18 protein-coding genes are annotated in these 16,444 nt (G+C 75.8%); 12 read left to right on the forward strand and 6 right to left on the reverse strand.

Going from position 1 to position 16,444, the window contains the following annotated elements:
* Window positions 1-25: 25 nt before the first annotated feature.
* Window positions 26-1,231: an acyl-CoA dehydrogenase family protein gene (locus DMP17_RS44015; protein WP_337832579.1), complete on the reverse strand. Its 1,206-nt coding sequence runs from the start codon at window positions 1,229-1,231 to the stop codon at window positions 26-28.
* A 17-nt stretch (window positions 1,232-1,248) separates the two neighbouring features.
* Window positions 1,249-1,791 (reverse strand): CGNR zinc finger domain-containing protein, encoded by a 543-nt coding sequence (locus DMP17_RS44020; protein ID WP_337832580.1) that lies wholly within the window; start codon window positions 1,789-1,791, stop codon window positions 1,249-1,251.
* Window positions 1,792-1,884: 93 nt separating this feature from the next.
* Between DMP17_RS44020 and DMP17_RS44025 the strand changes: the two genes are divergently transcribed.
* From DMP17_RS44025 to DMP17_RS44050, 6 genes are read left to right on the forward strand one after another with little or no spacing between them, the layout of a single operon-like run.
* On the forward strand, window positions 1,885-2,586 hold the full coding sequence (locus tag DMP17_RS44025) for a haloacid dehalogenase type II (RefSeq protein ID WP_337832581.1): 702 nt from the start codon (window positions 1,885-1,887) through the stop codon (window positions 2,584-2,586).
* The gene (locus tag DMP17_RS44030) at window positions 2,580-3,161 is read left to right on the forward strand and encodes a hypothetical protein (protein ID WP_337832582.1); all 582 of its coding nucleotides are present in this window, start codon (window positions 2,580-2,582) and stop codon (window positions 3,159-3,161) included. Before DMP17_RS44025 ends, DMP17_RS44030 begins: the two co-directional genes overlap by 7 nt.
* A 39-nt stretch (window positions 3,162-3,200) precedes the next feature.
* Complete coding sequence (locus DMP17_RS44035; RefSeq protein WP_337832583.1) at window positions 3,201-3,791, forward strand: NADPH-dependent FMN reductase; 591 nt, start codon at window positions 3,201-3,203, stop codon at window positions 3,789-3,791.
* Window positions 3,788-4,363 carry a TetR/AcrR family transcriptional regulator gene (locus DMP17_RS44040; RefSeq protein WP_226364556.1) on the forward strand — a complete coding sequence of 192 codons (576 nt, stop codon included), beginning with the start codon at window positions 3,788-3,790 and terminating at the stop codon, window positions 4,361-4,363. Before DMP17_RS44035 ends, DMP17_RS44040 begins: the two co-directional genes overlap by 4 nt.
* Window positions 4,364-4,383: 20 nt before the next feature.
* The gene (locus DMP17_RS44045) at window positions 4,384-5,037 is read left to right on the forward strand and encodes a HEAT repeat domain-containing protein (protein ID WP_337832584.1); all 654 of its coding nucleotides are present in this window, start codon (window positions 4,384-4,386) and stop codon (window positions 5,035-5,037) included.
* A 25-nt stretch (window positions 5,038-5,062) separates the two neighbouring features.
* A complete protein-coding gene (locus DMP17_RS44050; protein ID WP_337832585.1) occupies window positions 5,063-6,082 on the forward strand; it encodes a MerR family transcriptional regulator in 1,020 nt (339 codons plus the stop codon).
* A 14-nt stretch (window positions 6,083-6,096) separates the two neighbouring features.
* Here DMP17_RS44050 and DMP17_RS44055 read toward each other — a convergent pair whose 3' ends face one another.
* Window positions 6,097-7,344, reverse strand: coding sequence for an FAD-dependent monooxygenase (locus DMP17_RS44055; RefSeq protein ID WP_226355049.1), 1,248 nt, complete (start codon window positions 7,342-7,344; stop codon window positions 6,097-6,099).
* Between the two features lie 91 nt (window positions 7,345-7,435).
* On the opposite strand from DMP17_RS44055, the gene DMP17_RS44060 reads away from it, so the two are divergent.
* The 3 genes from DMP17_RS44060 to DMP17_RS44070 all read left to right on the forward strand — a co-directional run bounded on the left by DMP17_RS44060 (window position 7,436) and on the right by DMP17_RS44070 (window position 10,145).
* Window positions 7,436-8,062, forward strand: coding sequence for a TetR/AcrR family transcriptional regulator (locus DMP17_RS44060; protein ID WP_226355048.1), 627 nt, complete (start codon window positions 7,436-7,438; stop codon window positions 8,060-8,062).
* A 74-nt stretch (window positions 8,063-8,136) separates the two neighbouring features.
* On the forward strand, window positions 8,137-9,012 hold the full coding sequence (locus tag DMP17_RS44065; RefSeq protein WP_337832586.1) for a CHASE3 domain-containing protein: 876 nt from the start codon (window positions 8,137-8,139) through the stop codon (window positions 9,010-9,012).
* A 44-nt stretch (window positions 9,013-9,056) separates the two neighbouring features.
* Window positions 9,057-10,145 (forward strand): alpha/beta hydrolase fold domain-containing protein, encoded by a 1,089-nt coding sequence (locus tag DMP17_RS44070; protein ID WP_226364561.1) that lies wholly within the window; start codon window positions 9,057-9,059, stop codon window positions 10,143-10,145.
* A 10-nt stretch (window positions 10,146-10,155) separates the two neighbouring features.
* Here the strand turns inward: DMP17_RS44070 and DMP17_RS44075 are convergent, their stop codons facing one another.
* Entirely contained in the window at window positions 10,156-10,425 is a 270-nt protein-coding gene (locus DMP17_RS44075; RefSeq protein WP_337832587.1) for a hypothetical protein, read from the reverse strand.
* A 95-nt stretch (window positions 10,426-10,520) separates the two neighbouring features.
* Here DMP17_RS44075 and DMP17_RS44080 point away from each other — a divergent pair, with 95 nt between their 5' ends.
* Together DMP17_RS44080 and DMP17_RS44085 are read left to right on the forward strand one after the other, a co-directional pair.
* Window positions 10,521-11,192, forward strand: coding sequence for a response regulator transcription factor (locus DMP17_RS44080; RefSeq protein ID WP_337832588.1), 672 nt, complete (start codon window positions 10,521-10,523; stop codon window positions 11,190-11,192).
* Window positions 11,189-12,580, forward strand: a complete 1,392-nt coding sequence (locus DMP17_RS44085; protein ID WP_337832589.1) for a sensor histidine kinase — start codon at window positions 11,189-11,191, stop codon at window positions 12,578-12,580. Before DMP17_RS44080 ends, DMP17_RS44085 begins: the two co-directional genes overlap by 4 nt.
* 10 nt (window positions 12,581-12,590) lie before the next feature.
* On the opposite strand, the gene DMP17_RS44090 is transcribed toward DMP17_RS44085, so the two are convergent.
* The gene (locus DMP17_RS44090; protein ID WP_337832590.1) at window positions 12,591-13,529 is read right to left on the reverse strand and encodes a TAXI family TRAP transporter solute-binding subunit; all 939 of its coding nucleotides are present in this window, start codon (window positions 13,527-13,529) and stop codon (window positions 12,591-12,593) included.
* A gap of 129 nt (window positions 13,530-13,658) precedes the next feature.
* On the opposite strand from DMP17_RS44090, the gene dctA reads away from it, so the two are divergent.
* On the forward strand, window positions 13,659-15,149 hold the full coding sequence (gene dctA / locus DMP17_RS44095; RefSeq protein ID WP_226355041.1) for a C4-dicarboxylate transporter DctA: 1,491 nt from the start codon (window positions 13,659-13,661) through the stop codon (window positions 15,147-15,149).
* A 39-nt stretch (window positions 15,150-15,188) separates the two neighbouring features.
* Here dctA and DMP17_RS44100 read toward each other — a convergent pair whose 3' ends face one another.
* Window positions 15,189-16,439: a PQQ-dependent sugar dehydrogenase gene (locus DMP17_RS44100; RefSeq protein WP_337832591.1), complete on the reverse strand. Its 1,251-nt coding sequence runs from the start codon at window positions 16,437-16,439 to the stop codon at window positions 15,189-15,191.
* Between the last annotated feature and the right edge of the window lie 5 nt (window positions 16,440-16,444).

Genomic DNA, 16,444 nt, shown 5'->3' on the forward strand with positions numbered 1-16,444 from the left:
CGCGCCGGGGCCTCGTGCGGGGCCGTCAGGAGAACGCGTTCAGCCCGGTCACCGCCCGCCCGACGATCAGCGACTGCACCGTGTCGGTGCCCTCGTAGGTGTAGACGGCCTCCATGTCGGCGTGGTGCCGGGCGACGTGGTGGTCGAGCAGGATCCCGTTGCCACCCAGGATGTCGCGCGCCATCGCGCAGACCCGCCGCGCGCCCGAGGCGGTCTGCAGCTTCGCCAGCGCCGCGTGCTCGATCCCGACCCGGCCCTGGTCCTGCAGCTGGGCCAACCGCAGGCAGGTCAGCTGCATCCCGGTGATGTCGGACAGCATGTGCGAGAGCTTGTCCTGGACGAGCTGGAACCCGGCGATGGGGCGCCCGAACTGCTCGCGCTCGCGGGCGTAGGCCAGTGCGTACTCGTAGGCGCCGATCGCGTGGCCGAGCCCCTCCCAGGCGATGGCCTGGCGGCTCTTGGTGAGCGCCTTGTTGGTGTCGGCGAAGGTCCGGGCGCCGGCCAGCCGGTCGTCGGCCGGGATCCGGACGCCGTCGAGGTGGATGTCGGCCTGCCAGAGCGCCCGGTTGCTGGTCTTCCCGGTGATCACCGACGCGTGGTAGCCGGGCAGCTCGCCCTCGCTGCGGTCGACGACGAACCCGCCGACGTTCCCCTCCTCGTCGCGCGCCCAGACGATGACGACGTCGCCCATCGTGCCGTTGCCGATCCAGCGCTTGCGGCCGTCGAGGACCCACTCGTCGCCGTCGCGGCGGGCGGCGGTGGCGAGCCGGACGACGTCCGAGCCGTGGTCGGGCTCGGTGAGGGCGAACCCGCCGAGCAGCTCGCAGCGGGCCATCCGGGGCAGCCAGCGCTCCTTCTGATCCTCCGAGCCGAGCATGTCGATCGCCGACATGACCAGGCCGCCGTGGATGGAGTTGAACGTGGAGAAGCTGCCGTCGCCGCGGGCCAGCTCGGTGGTCACCAGTCCCTCGGCGACGGCGCTCATCCCTGGACAGCCGTGGCCCCGCACCGAACCGCCCGCGACCTCCAGCGCGGCGTAGGGCTCGATCAGCTCGCGCGGGAACTCCGCGGCCTCCCAGTAGTGGTTGGCCACCGGGACCAGGCGCTCGTCGACGAAGGTGCGCACCCGGTCGCGGATCGCGCGCTCGTCGTCGGTCAGCCAGTCCTCCGTGGAGAAGAAGTCGGTGCCCTGGGCCCGGGCCAGATCAGAGCTCGGCTCGACGGTCGTCATCGGATCACCCTGGCAGCTCAGCCGGTGATCGTCCTCCTGCGAGCGCGGTAGGCGGCCGCCTTCACCCGGTTCCCGCACTCGCCCATGCCGCACCAGGTGCGCCGCGCGCCGCGGGAGCGGTCGAGGTAGAGCCGGGTGCAGGCGGGCCGGCCGCACTCCTTCACCGGTGTGTCCCGGTCGGCGAGGACGGCGACGGCGTCGCGCGCCAGCTCCGCGAGGACGGCGTCGGCGTCGCCGGTGCGGCGGGTGCCGTGGTCGTCGAGCTGCACGGTCAGGCCGGGACCGCGGGCCGTGCCGTTGACGACGGCCAGCGCGGCGGGGTCGAACGCCCGCCCGGCCAGCCGGTCGGTCGCGAGCCGGTGGACCGCCTCCCGCAGGTCCCGCGCGCACCCGAGGACCTCCGGGGTCACGGTCACGCCGTCCGGGAGGTCGGCGCAGGCGTCGAGCCAGCGGGCGAGGTCGGCGGGCCCGGTGAGCAGCTCGGTCGGGTCGGTGCGCCGCCAGGTGACGGTGCCGACCAGGTCGAGCGCGGCACTGCCGCTCACGAACGCGAAACCCACGTCACCATCTTGACCGGTGACGCATCGGTCCCGCAAACTGCGTCACCAGTCGAACCGGTGACGCCGTCGCCGGACGATCCCGGGGAGCCGCTGATGACGATCGACGTCGTCGTGTTCGACGTGCTGGGCACGCTGGTCGACGAGCCGTCCGGCCTGCGCGACGCGGTCGCCGCGGCCGTGCCCGGCATGGACCAGGACACCGCCGCGGACCTGGCCCGGCTGTGGCAGGCGCACGTCGCGGGCGAGCAGGAGCGCATCGTCGGGGGCGGGCGGGCGTTCGTGCCCGGCCACGTGCTGGACGCCGAGGCCGCGGCCGTCGTCGCGCGGGCCGCCGGGGTCGACGACCCGGACGTCGTCGCGACCCTCGGCGACGCCGGGACCCGGCTGCCGGCGTGGCCGGACTCGGCCGACGGCCTGGCCCGGCTCGCCCGAGCGTTCCCGGTGGTCGGCCTGTCGAACGCGAGCCGCACGACGCTGCTGCGCCTCGCCGCCGGCGCCGGGCTGCGCTGGCACCAGGCACTCTCGGCGCAGGACGCGCGCACCTACAAGCCCGCGCCGGCGGTCTACCGGCTCGCGGTCGACCTCGCCGGGGTCCCACCCGGGCGGACCCTGCTCGTCGCGGCGCACGCGTGGGATCTTCGGGGTGCGGCGGCGGCCGGGATGCGCACCGCGTACCTGCCCCGCCCCGGCGGGGACCCGCCCGCCGACGACGACTGCGTCGACCTGCACGTGACCGACATGGCCGAGCTCGCCGCGACGCTCGCCACCAGCCGACCGGGAGCCCACCCGTGCTGATCACCTTCTCCTTCACCCGGCTCGCCGTACAGGTGCGGCGCTGGTTCGAGATCGGGCCGGACGCCACGACCGAACGCGGCGCCCGGGTGGAGCTGCTCCTGCTCGACCCGCAGCCGCACCGCGGCAGCGAGTCCGCGGCGCAGCGGCTGGTCGTGGACACGCCGTTCTGGCGGGCCGACCTGTTCGACCGCACCGATCGGCCCGGCGCGTGGGCCGCAGCCCACGTGCACCCCCACTTCGACGGCGTCGAGCCCAGCGACCGGGTCTTCTCCCCCGGGCTGACCGCGGACCCGTGGGGCTGGCTCACCGAGCAGCTCTCCCACCCCGGGGAGCGACTGCGCGACGCCGGCCTGGACCCCGCCGTCGCCGGCGACGACCTCGACGACCTGCACACGGAGGTGCCGCACATCGTCGGGGCCGCCCGCCGGTTCGGCCCGGAGCAGCCGATGACCCGTGACGACGACTTCCACCTCACCCGCGACGCCGCCGAGCGGGTCCGGCGGATGCTCACGCTGATCCCGCCCGGCGTCGGCTACGACCGCGAGCACCTGCGGCCATGGCTGGAGCAGCACTGACCCTCGACCGACCGACGGTCGGTCGGCTACGCTTTCGGCATGAGCGACTCGACGTCCCCCGCGACCGACGGGTTCACCGCCGGGGTGCTGGTGGGCAGCATCCGGCGCGACTCGGTCAGCCGGAAGGTGGCGACGGCGATGGCCGGGCTGGTCCCCGCCGGTCTCACCCTGCGCCCGCTGCGCATCGACGACCTGCCGCTCTACGACGAGGACCTCGACGACGGCCCGCCGCCCGCGCCGTGGGCCCGCTTCCGGGCCGAGGTCCGCGCGGTGGACGCGATACTGTTCGTCACCCCGGAGTACAACCGGTCGGTGCCCGCGCCGCTGAAGAACGCCGTCGACGTCGGGTCGGCCCCACACGGGCGGAACGTGTTCGCCGGGCGCCCCGCCGGGATCGTCAGCCTGTCCCCGGGGCGCATGGGCGCGTTCGGCGCCAACCACCACCTACGGCAGTCGCTGGTGTTCCTGGACATGCCGACCATGCAGCAGCCGGAGGCCTACCTGGGCGGCAGCGACGAGATGCTCGGCGCGGACGGGACGCTGCGGTCCGACGCGGTGCGGGAGCTGCTGACCGGGTTCCTCACCGCCTTCGACGTCTGGGTCGCCGGCCACGTCGCGGTACCCGCGTGAGCCGGACCCTTCCGGCGTCGCAGCGGCGGGCGGCGCTGCTCGACGCCACGCACGAGCTGGTCGTCGAGCACGGCGTGGGCGGCACGAGCATCGACCGCGTCGCCGCCCGCGCCGGTGTCTCCAAGGGCGCGGTCTACCACCACTTCGCCTCGAAGGACGAGCTGGTCGCAGCCCTGGAGCAGCGGTTCACCGACGGGATCCTGGGCCGGGCCAGGGCCGCCGCCGACGCGGCGCCGGAGGGCGCACCGCCCGGGGAGGTGCTCGCGGCGTGGACCGCGGGCGTCGTGCACGGCTACCTCGACGACCTGGCCCTGCACGACGCGCTGTTCCACGGCAGGCCCGTCACGGGCCGGGAGGCGCTCTCGGACAACGTGCTGGTCACCGACCTGCGGGCGTTCCTGCTCGACCGCGGTGCCCGGGAGGCGGACCTGGTCGCCGGGTTCGTCGTCGGCGGCATCACCACCGCCGTGGACCGCGCCGTCCTCGCCGGGCGCAGCGAGCCCCGCGATCCGGTGGTCGCCGTCGCCGTCGCGTGCGCCCGCGGCGCGGCGGGCTTGACCCTGACACCGTGACAGGCGCTGGGGTGGCGGTCATGACACCACCGGACATCACCGCGTCCCTGTCCGCCACCGACCCGTCGGTCCGGCTGCGGGCCGCGCTCGCCGCCGGGTCGGCCGCCGACCCGGCCCTGCTCGACGCCCTGGTGGTGCGCTGCGGCGAGGAGCCGGACTTCTTCGTCCGCGACATGCTGTCCTGGGCGCTGACCCGGCTCCCCGCCGCGACCGTGCTGCCCCGGCTGTACGTCGAGCTGGACTCGCCGCGGCCGCGGGCCAGGGCCCAGGCGCTGCACACCCTGTCCAAGATCGCCGACCCGGCGACCGCGGCCCGGGTCACCCCCGCCCTGCTGCGCGACCCCGACGACGAGGTCGCCCGCACCGCGTGGCGCACCGCCGTCGTGCTCGTCCCCGCCGACGGCCGGCCCGCGCTCGCCGCGGAGCTGGGCCGGCAGCTGGGCCGGGGCGACCGGGCGGTGCGGCTGAGCCTGTCCCGGGCGCTGACCGACCTGGGCGAGGCGGCCGACGCCGTCCTGGACCGGGCCGCGGCCGCCCCGGACCCGGCGGTCGCGACGCACGCACGGGCCACCCTGCTCCTGCGCGCCGACCCCGACGCGGGGTTCGACGACGCCGTGGAACAGGCCCGCCGGGTGGTCGCGCTCGGCCCGGGACACGAGGTGGCGTCGTGCTGAGCGGCGCCGAACCGGGCGGGGCGCCGTGCTGATCGGGGAGGTCGCCCGCCGCAGCGGGGTGAGCGTGCGGATGCTGCGCCACTACGACGCCGTCGGCCTGCTCCGGCCGACCGGACGCACCGTCGGCGGCTACCGGGAGTACTCCCCCGCCGACGTCCGCAGGCTCTTCCACGTGGAGGGTCTGCGGACGCTCGGGCTCTCGCTGGCCCAGGTCCGCGACGCCCTGAGCGACCCGGGGTTCGACCCGTCCGCGCTGGTCACGGACCTGGTCCGGGCCACCGAGGAGCGCCTGGAACGGGACCGGGAGCTGCTCGCCCGGCTGCGCACCGTCGACGCCGCCGGGCCGGGGACGTGGGCGGAGGTCGCCGACGTCGTCGGGCTGCTGCGGGAGCTCGCCTCGGCCACGGCGGGGCGCCGCCAGCAGGCCGCGCTGGCCGCGGGCGACGGGCCCGCGCTGCCCGCGGAGGTGCTGGCCCGCACGCTGCTCGCCGAGACCGACCCGCACGCCGCGGGCGCGCTGCGCTGGGCCCTGCGCCGGGCCGTGGCCCGCGCGGGCGACCCGGACGGGGCGGCCGTGGCCGCGCTCGCGGCGGGTCTGCGCTCGGGCGATCCCGGGGTCCGGCGGAGGGCGGCCGACGCGCTGGCCGACGCCGCACCGTCCCCGGCGGCGCACGCGGCGCTCGTCGACGCCCTCGCCGACCCGGACCCGGTGGTGCGTCGCCGCGCCGCGACGGCCGTCGGGCGGGCCGGCGGCGTCGGAGCCGTCCCGGAGCTGGTGGCGATGGTGCGCGCGGGCGTCGACGACGTCGAGGCCGCGGAGATCCTCGCGTTGCTGTCGCACGAGGACCCGGCGACCACCGGGCACGTTCTCGCTGCGCTGACCCGCGACCTGGACGGCACCGACCCCGCGACCCGGATCCGGGTCGCACAGGCTCTGGTCGAGCTGCCCGGCCCCGGCCCGCAGGACGTGCTCCGCCGGCTCGCCGACGACACCGACCGGACCGTCGCGCTCGTCGCGGGGGCCTTCGCGGAACGCCGGGTCTGAGCGCACCCCACACGTCACCCGGCGTGGCGGGACCGGCCGCGCACGGACGGCCCGGCACCCGTGGCGGCGTCGTCGTGGCCGCGACCGCCGGCGAGGAACGCGACGAGCGGCAGGAGGACGCGGGCCTGCACGACCCGCATCAGCAGGGCATTGGCCCGGATGCCCCACCGGGTCCTCGGCGCCACCATGCGGACGCGCCCGGGGAGGAGCTTCTGCGCGGCGGTCGCGCGGGGCCGCATCGCGGCCTCGAACGTCGAGAAGGCCGCCCGGATCCGTTCCGCGGTCGGCTCCGCGGACACCGCATGCCCCCGCAGCGCCGCGGCGAGCTCCGCCGCTCCGCGCAGACCGAGCGCGGTGCCGAGTCCGCTCAGCGGGCTCGCGCACCAGGCGGCGTCGCCCACGAGCACGACCCGCCCGTCGGACCAGGATCCGTCGACGTGGATCTGGTCGTAGGTGTCGAGTGCGAGGTCCGGGGCGGTGCGTGCGGCGGCGAGGAACTCCGCGGCCCGCCACCCAGCGCCCCCGAAGGCGTCCTCCAGCGTGGCGAGCCGCGCGTCCCGGTCGCGGGGGACGGCCGAGGCCGCGAACGTCATCCCGACCTCCTGCTGCCCCGCGTGCCCGGGCCGCGCGGTCAGCCCGCGGCACCCGGGCTCGTTGTAGGACAGCGCCCACCCGTCGAGCGGCGGCGTGCCGGGCCCCTCCTCCAGCGTGAACCAGGCGTGGGCCAGGCCCAGCGGCCGCCGGTACGCCTGCTCCGGGCCGAAGCGCAGGGACCGGATCCGGGAGTGCGACCCGTCCGCCCCGGCGACGATGTCGAACACCTCCGCGGAGCCGGAGCGGAACCGCACCTCCACACCGTCCGCCGTGTCGGTGAGCTGCTCGACGGTGTCGGCGAACCGGTGCTCGACGCCCGCGTCACGGGCCGCCGCGTGGAGCACGCGGGCGAGGTCGGACCGGAGGAGCTCCTCGGTCGAGATGAGCCCGTTGCCGCCGAAGGCCTCGACCGGCATCGCGGCCGTCCGGCTGCCGTCGGCCCTGATCCACGCGATTCCCCGCTGCGGCACGAGGTGCCCGAGCACCTCGTCGATCAGCCCGAGGTCGACCAGGACCTGGCGGGAGTCCCCGCGCAGGTCGACCGTCTGACCACCGGTACGGAGCGCCGGCGCGATCTCGACCACGGTGACGCGCCATCCGTCCCGGGCCAGGGTGACGGCCAGGGTCTCGCCGGCGATCCCGGCCCCGACGACGAGTGCGTGTGCCATCCGCGTTCTCCCCACTCATGCAACTCCGACTGCGTTAACGGTAGACCGACAACGCCTGCAAACGCAATCGGCGATGCATTACTGTGGCCGCATGCCCGAGACGACCGGATCGATACGCCCGGGTGGACGCACCGCGCGGACCCGGGAGGCCGTCCTCGCCGCCGTCCGCGAGACGCTCGCCGACCCGGACGCGGAGCTCACCGTCCCCGCGGTCGCCGAGCGCGCCGGGGTGCACCCCACCACCGTCTACCGGCGATGGCGGACCATCGAGTCGCTGCTGCTCGACGCCGTGGTCGGTGACGTGCAGACGTCGTCCCCGGTCCCGGCGAGCGGCGACCTGCACGCCGACCTCACCGACTACGTCGGCCGCCTCCTGACCAGCCTGCGCGGCCCGCGCGCACTCGGGATGCTCCGTGCGCTAATCGCCGCCTCCCGCGCCTCGACGGACCCGCAGGACGTCATGACGATCATGCAGCCGCGCGTCGACGACTTCCGCGCGATGCTGGAGGCCGCCGGCGTGACGGGCGTGGGCGGACTGCAGCTCGTCGAGCTCGTGATCTACCCCGCGTACGTGTGGGCGCAGCTCGGCGCCCCCCTCGACCCCGCGACCGACACCGGGCGCCTGGTCGACGCCGCCCTGGCCGTCGTCCGGGCGTCGTCGACGCCCGACACGGCCGAACGGTCCGCGGGAGCGGTCGACGACCGGCACCCGGGATAGCGGAGTCGGCCACCCCCGGCGGCCGCCGCCACTCGGACGGGCCGGCCGGCATCACCCGTCCGTAGACTCCCGCCGTGGCCAGGAGCCTTCGCGACACCCTGAGCGCTCCGGCGCGACCCGTCCTGCGGTACTGGAACGACCTCCCCATGCGCGTGCAGGGGCGCATCACGATCGGCCTGCCGCTCGTCGCGGTGCTGATCTCGGCCGGGCTGGCCCTGACCGGGAACCTGCAGCGCGTCGACATCGAGACCGACATCCAGCGCAAGTTCGAGATGACCGGCTCGCTCGGCGAGCTCACCACGCTCATGGTCGACGCCGAGACCGGTGTGCGCGGCTACCAGCTCACCGGGCGCACGGAGTACCTGGAGCCCTTCACCGACGCGTCGGCGGAGCTCCCGACGGTGCTGGGACGGCTGGAGACACTGGCCGCGGCGGAGCCCGGGGAGAAGCCGCGCACGGACAAGCTGGCCCGGATCGCCGAGCTGCGGGACCTGACGTCGAAGCAGATGATCGACCTGGCCCGGCAGCGCGACGTCGTCGCCGCGGGCGGGGACACCGACGGCGAGATCCGGCAGGACCTCGCCTACGGCAAGAACCTCATGGACGGCATCCGCAGCCGCGTCGACCAGATGCGGACCGGCGAGCGGGAGCTGCTCGACGACCGCATCGACGAGATCAACCAGATCCGCCTCCGCGACTACCTGTCGGTCGGCATCGCGCTCGCGGTCGCCGTGCTGACCCGGTTCCTCGCCTGGTTCCTGCACCGCAACGGCATCCTGCGCCGGGTGGACCGGCTCGCCGACACCGTGCGCGTCATCCGCGAGGGCGGCCCGGTGCCCGAGCCGCCGCCGGTGAAGCGGGACCGGATGGGCGAGCTCGAACGGGAGGTCCACCTGCTCGAACCGGCGGTCCCGGCGCGGCGCGACGACGCCGTTGACGGACGCGTGTGACGCGGGACACGATCGGGCGCCCACCCGCTGCCCGAGGAGCCCGCATGAGCACCGACGCCTCCGTATCCACCCGCGCACCCGGCAGGCTCGGGGACCCGGCGACGACGATCGGCGACGACCCGCGGGCCGACCCGCGGATGGTCGCGGTGCTGGAGGGCTTCGGCCTGACCGGGCACGCCGACGACGCCCCGCTCGACCGCACCGCGGGCCGCCCGGCGCTGCTCGGCTTCGTCGACGCCGCCGAGGAGGGCTTCGAGGGCCTGTTCGCCGCGCTCGCCACGGGCTGGACCCCGCTGGCCGGGGTCGACCGCACGACCCGGACCGTCCCGGGCGCCGACGGGCACCCGATCACCCTGTACGTGCACCGCCCCACCGGCGTCGACGGGCCGCTGCCGGTGATCTACCAGGTCCACGGCGGCGGGATGGTCATGCTGGCCGCCGAGGGACCGCTCTACGTGCGCTGGCGCGACGAGCTGGCCGCCGAGGGCGCCGTCGTCGTGGGGGTCGAGTACCGCAACGGCGGCGGGCGGCTCGGGCCGCACCCGTTCCCGGCGGGCCTGGACGACTGCGTCACCGGCCTGCACTGGGTGCACGAGCACCTCGCCGAGCTGGGCGGCACGCACGTCGTCGTCACCGGGGACTCCGGCGGGGCGAACCTCGCGCTCGGGCTGGCGATCCGGGCCGGGCGCGACGGCTGGTCCGGGCGGATCGCCGGGGTCTACGCCCAGTGCCCCTACGTGCTGGGGTCCTGGGACCGGCCGCCCGCGGACCTGGCGTCGCTGTGGGAGAACGACCGCTACTGGCTCAACCGGGAGCTGTTCCCGCTGCTCGCCGAGGTCTACGACCCCGGCTCCGCGCACGCCGACGACCCGACCTGCTGGGCCGCGGCCGCAGGCCCCGAGGACCTGCAGGGGCTCCCGCCGCACGTGATCGCGTGCGCGGAGCTGGACCCGCTGCGCGACGAGGGGCTCGCCCACCACCGTCGGCTGCTCGCCGCCGGGGTGCCGTCGGTCGGGCTCGTGTACCCGGGGCTCTGCCACGTCGGCATGATCCTGTTCCGCGACGCGATGCCCGACGTCTACGCGCACGCCGTGCGCGACGTCGTCGGCTTCGCCCGGTCGGTGCGCGGCTGAGCCCGCCGGGTCAGGACACGGCGGGCGGGGCCGGGTCGTCGCCGGTGTCCGGGCGCACCCGGCGGCGGCACCCCAGCACGACCAGGTGCGCGTCGAGCACCCGGGCGAGCAGGACCCGGTCGGCCCGGGCACCCGCCGTCGGGTCGGTCAGCATGTCGGCGACGTCGTGCTCGGTGCCGGTCCCGCCGAGACCCGCGTAGCGGACCCAGACGTCGTAGGCGGACAGCCCGGACAGCGCCGCCCCGGCCGGGAGCGACACCGTCACGGGTTCCTCGGGCACGACCATCCGCGCCGCCTACCCGGCTCCGGGCGGTTCAGACCCCCGGGCACCCTTTCTGCGCGTTTTGTCTGCCTTGTCGGACTATCCTGGGCCTCGTGCGCATCCTGGTGGTCGAGGACGACGACCGCGTGGCCCGCGGCCTCGTGCGCGCCCTGCTGCGCGCGGGCCACCGGGTCGTGCGCGCCGCCGACGTCGCCGAGGCGTACGAGGCCATCGCCGAGCAGGTCCCCGACCTGGCCCTGGTCGACATGGGGCTGCCCGACGGGCACGGCTCCGCCGTCGTGCGACGGCTGCGCGACCACCCGGCGACCGGGGTCCTGATCGTCACCGCGCAGGACGGCGAGACCGACCGGGTCGTCGGGCTGCGCGCCGGCGCCGACGACTACGTCGTGAAGCCGTTCAGCCTCGCCGAGCTGCTCGCCCGGATCGAGGCCGTCAGCCGGCGGACCCGCGCCCTGCGCGAGGCACCGGCGCCGGTGGTGCACCGGCGGGGGTCGCTCGAGCTCGACACGACCGCCCGGACCCTGTCCGACACCGACGACGGCTGGTCGGTCGCCCTCACCGCGACCGAGTCGGCCGTCCTGGCGCTGCTGCTCACCCACGACGGCCCGGTCGAGCGCGGCGTCATCCTCGACCGGGTGTGGTCGGCCCCGTCCGAGGCGCGCTCACGCACCCTGGACACCCACATGGCGACGCTGCGCGGGAAGGTCGAGGGGCGCCTGCGGATCCGTACCCTGCGCGGGGTCGGCTACCAGGCCGGGCCGTGAGGCGACGGCTCGTCGTCGCGGTCACCCCGCTGCTGGTCCTGCTGCTGCTCGGGGTGCTGGTGCCGACGGCGGCGACGGTCGCCGAGCGGCACACCGCCACGCTGGTCTCGGACCGGCTCGCCGACGCGTCGCGGTTCTCGGTGCTGGCGCTGACCGCGTTGACCGGCGGCACCGCACTGGAGGCCGACCTGGCTCGGCTGCGTGCCGAGCTCGACGAGTACGCCGACCTGTACGACACCGGCGTCTGGTTCCTCGACCGCGAGCAGCACGTCCTGCACGCGACCGGGCCCGGGCACGCGGGCAGCCCGCCGGACGCGGCGCTGCCCCGGCTCACCGGTGCGATGGCCGGGCGGCTGCCGCCGCTGGAGCGCACCGTATGGCCGTGGGACACCGCCGACGAGATCGTCGTGACGCCGGTCGGGCGGGACTCACAGGTCGTCGCGGCGCTGGTGTTCGCGGTGCCGACCGACACCGTCCGCGGGGAGATCCTGCGCGACTGGGCCCTGCTCGGCGGGCTGTTCGCCCTGGTCGCGGCCCTGGTGATCGGGGCGGTCGGCCCGATGACGCGGTGGATCCTGCGGCCGGTCACCGACCTGGAGCGCAGCGCCGCCGCCGTCCGCGCCGGTGACCTCGGTGCCCGGGCCGCCCCGGCCGGCGGCCCGCCGGAGCTGCGTCACCTCGCCGCCGGGTTCAACGACATGGTCGAGGCCGTGCACCGCACCATCGAGCGCCAGCAGCGCTTCGTCGCCGACGCCGCGCACCAGCTGCGCAACCCGATCGCCTCGGCCCGGCTGTCGGTGGAGAACCTCGCCCCGCACCTGTCCGAGCGCGACCCGGACGCCCGCGCGACCTACGACGACGCCGTCGACGACCTGGACCGGATGAGCTCGGTCGTCGACGGGATGCTCGCCGCGACCGCACTGCGGGACCGCCCGGCGGGCACCGCGACCGTCGCCGGGGCGCTCGGGCGGCGCGCCGAGGTCTGGCGGGGCGTGGCCGACGACGCCGGGCTGGCCTTCACCGCCGAGCTGGCCGACACCGCCACCACGGTGCGCGAACCCACCGGCGGGCTCGCCGCCGCCGTCGACGAGCTGGTCGCGAACGCCTGCCGGCTCTCGGCCGGGCGCACCCTCACCGTGCGCGGGGCCGCGACCCCGGACGGCGGCTACCGCCTCGCCGTCGCCGACGACGGCCGCGGGCTCGACCCCGCCGGGCGGCGGCGGGCCACCGAGCGGTTCTGGCGCTCGCCGCAGGACCAGAACGCGCCGGGCACCGGTCTGGGGCTGGCGATCGTCGCGCAGGTGCTCGACGACGCCGGCGGCACGCTGTCGCTCGACGCCACCCCGGGCGGCGGCCTCACCGCGGTCGTCACCGTGGCACCGGGGTAGCGCACGGAGGTCAGGGCTTGTGGTCGCGGAACCAGCGGCGCGCGGCCGGGTGCAGCAGGACCGGCGTCGTCGCCGCGCCGGTGCGCGGGTTGATCTGGCCCGCCTCCAGCCGGACCCGGGACAGCTCGTCGGAGTGGGCGAACAGCTGGTCGGTGAGCCAGTGCGCGAGGGCGTCGTCCATCGACGGCGACACCGCCAGCAGCGTCGGGACGGCCGGGGCGGGCGCAGCCTCCAGCGGCGGGTACATCGTCGCGGGCACCACGACCGGCACGTACTCCAGCGGGTGCCGCGCGATCAGCGCCTCCACCTGCGCGGTCAGGTCCAGCAGCCGGACCCCGCCGGAGGAGGCCAGCTCGGTGACCGCGGGCGTCGGCATGCCGGTGAGGCTCAGGACGCCGTCGACCTCCCCCGCCCGGAACGCCCGAACCGAGTCGGCCTGGGTGTGGCTGCGCAGCGTCGCCCGGACCCCGGCGACCTCCAGCAGCCGCTCGGTGACGAACCGGGTCCCGGAGCGCGGCGCACCGCAGGCGAGGGTCAGGCCGTCGAGGTCGCGGGCGTCGCGGGCCGGGCTCGCGGCGGGCACGAGCGCGTGGAGCACCGAGTCGAACACCCGGGCCAGCGCGACGACCGGCTCCGGGTGGGCGAGCGCGACGTCGACGTTGACGAACGCCAGCTCGGCCCGCCCGGAGGTCAGCAGCGCGACGTTCTCCGGGGCCGAGTCGGTGTGCACGACCTCGACGACCTCGCGGCCCCACTCGCGGTCCAGCAGCCCGGCCAGCGCGGCGCCGATCTCGCGGTAGACCGCCCCCTCCGGGCCCGTGGCCAGCCGGAACGGCGACGGCGGCCGGGGCGGCGGCGCCGCGCAGCCGGTCAGCGCACCACCGGCGAGCAGGGTCCCGGCGAGCAGTCCGCCGCCGCGCAGCACGTCGCGGCGCGACCATCCGGCCATGTCCGCATCCTACGTTTTCGTCCGGTATGCCGGTAATCCCAAGAACAGCCCAAGATTCCGGCCGTCCGGCCCCGCGCGACGTCCCGCCCGACCACTCTCCGTCCAGCATCGTCACGCGAGGGAGCGAGCATGAGCAGTCCAACGGCGGACGCCGTCCCGGCCGCACCACGGCCCCGGACGAGGACCCCGATCTACAAGCACCTCTACGTCTGGGTGCTCGCCGGCATCGCCGCGGGGATCCTCGTCGGCCTGCTGCTGCCCGAGGTGGGCGCGCAGATGCAGTGGCTCGCCACGCTGTTCATCAGCCTGGTGAAGGTGGTGATCGCGCCGGTCATCTTCGCGACCGTGGTGGTCGGGATCGCCGGTCTCGGCAACCTCGCCAAGGTCGGCGGGCTCGCCGGGCGCACGGTGGTCTACTTCAACGTCACCACCCTGATCGCGCTGGCCCTGGGCCTGCTGACGATCAACGTCATCGCCCCGGGCGTCGGGCTCGGCTACGACCGGGAGAGCTTCGACGGCTCGGCCGCGGACTCCACCATCGAGTCGGCCGGGGCCGCCGCGGGCGGGGGCATCACCGACTTCCTGCTGGCGCTGGTGCCGGACTCGTTCGCCTCGGCCTTCACCGACGGCCAGCTCCTGCAGGTGCTGCTGCTGGCGATCCTGGTCGGCGTCGCGATCACCATGCTCGGCGAGCGGGGCAAGGGCATCACCCGGGCCCTGGACTCGTTCGCCCAGGTCATGTTCGGCGTGATCAAGCTGGTCATGTGGGTCGCCCCGCTCGGCGCGTTCGGCGGGATCGCGTTCACCATCGGCCAGCACGGCAGCTCGATCCTGGGCAGCCTGGCCGGGTTCATGCTGACCTTCTGGGCGACCTGCCTGATCTTCATCTTCGTGGTGCTCGGCCCGATCTGCCGGCTCGCCGGGTTCTCGCTGCTCAAGTACCTGCGCTACATCAAGGACGAGCTGCTGATCGTGCTCGGCACGTCGTCGTCGGAGACGGTGCTGCCGCGGATGATGCGCAAGCTGGAGGCGGCCGGCACGCCGAAGCACGTCGTCGGGCTGACCATCCCCACCGGCTACTCGTTCAACCTCGACGGCACCGCGATCTACATGACGATGGGCGCGATGTTCATCGCCCAGGCGTTCGGCGTGGACGTCCCGCTCGCCACCCAGATCGGGATCCTGCTGTTCATGCTGATCTCGTCCAACGGCGCGGCCGGGGTGTCCGGCGCCGGGCTGGTGACCCTCGCCGCGTCGCTGGCGGCGTTCGACCACATCATCCCGCTGGTCGGGCTGGCCCTGATCGTGGGCATCGACCGGTTCATGTCCGAGGGCCGCGCGCTGACCAACCTCACCGGCAACGGCATCGGCACCCTCGTCATCGCCCGCTGGACCGGGGAGCTGGACCGCGACCGGCTGCGGGCCGTGCTCGACGACCCCGGGCAGGTCGACGTCGACCAGCTGATGAGGGCCGAGAACGACGCCGCCGCGGAGCCCGGCACCGACGACGACGCCGCCCGCGCCGTCGAGCGCAAGGCCGCCGTGGCGACCGTCGGGACCGGGGGCGGCGAGGTCGCCACCGGCACCGAGCTGCGGGAACGGACCGACCCCGGGCGCTGACCCGGCACCACCGGCCCGGGCCGGCCCCGCACCGCGGGGTCAGCTCGGGTCGATCCGCAGGATCCGGTCGTCGTCGCCGTTCGAGGTCGTGACCAGCAGCGGACCGCCGGGCACGGCGTACACCCCGCGCAGCCGGCCGGAGTCCCCGTCGAGCGCCGCCGGGATCTCGACGTCGGAGACCGCGCCGTCGGTGCCCTCCGGGCCGACCCGCATCAGCAGCAGCTTCTGCCCGCGCAGCGCGGCGACGGCGAGCATCCCGTTCCGCTGCCCCCACGCGTCGCCGTCGAGGAACGCGGCGCCGGCCAGCGCCTCGGGCGGGCTGCCGGAGGCCCACACGGCGGGGACGGCGTCGGGGAAGCGTTCCCGGTCGGTCATCGGGACCGACTCGTCGTAGGTGGTCACCGTGCCGCCCTGCGAGGGGTCCCAGCCGTAGTTGCCGCCCGGGCGCAGCAGGTTCACCTCGTCGTCGCGGGTGGGGCCGTGCTCGGCGGTGAAGACCCGCCCGGTGCCCGGCTCGACCGCGACGCCCTGCACGTTGCGGTGCCCGGAGGTGTACACGAGCCGCTGGGCCGGGTCGGCGGCGTCGGCGAAGGGGTTGCCGGCCGCGGGCCCGCCGGTGGCCGGGTCGACCCGCAGCGTCTTGCCGCCGAGCGAGGTGAGGTCCTGCGGGGTGGCGGGCATGGCCGCGTCGCCGGTCCCGACGACGAGCGCCCCGGCGTCGTCGACGGCGACCCGGCAGCCCGAGTGCCGTCCGCCCGAGGCGATCGGCAGGCCGCCGACCAGCGGGTCCGCGACCCGGGTCGCGGTGGCCCCGTCCGGGGACAGCGTCCAGGTGACCAGCCGGACGTCGACCGGGTTCCCGTTCTCGGCATGGGTCTGGCAGGTGGTGAACCGGTTCGACGTCGCGAAGTCGGCGTGCACGGCCAGGCCCATCAGCCCGCCCTCGCCGCGGGCGAACACGTCGCCGAGGTCGGCGGCGACCGGGGTGACCGCGGTGCCCGGGTCGAGCGAGGCGAGCAGCGACAGGCGCCCGTCCCGCTCGGTGACCAGCGCGCGCCCGTCGGGCAGCACCCCGACGCTCCAGACGTGGGAGAGCCCGCCCGCGACGACGACCGGCGCCAGGTCCCCGGCCGCCGCCGGGGCGTCGGTGGTGGGCGGCGCGGGCGCCGGTCCGGCGGGCGCGGGTGCTGCGGCGCCGCACCCGGCGGCGACCATCAGGGCGACGGCCGCAGCCGCCGTCCCGGCGCGGCGGAGACGGGCGGGGTGGGGGTCACGGGTCACACCGGTCATCCTGG

The sequence above is a fragment of the Pseudonocardia sp. TMWB2A genome (genome assembly GCF_017312135.1).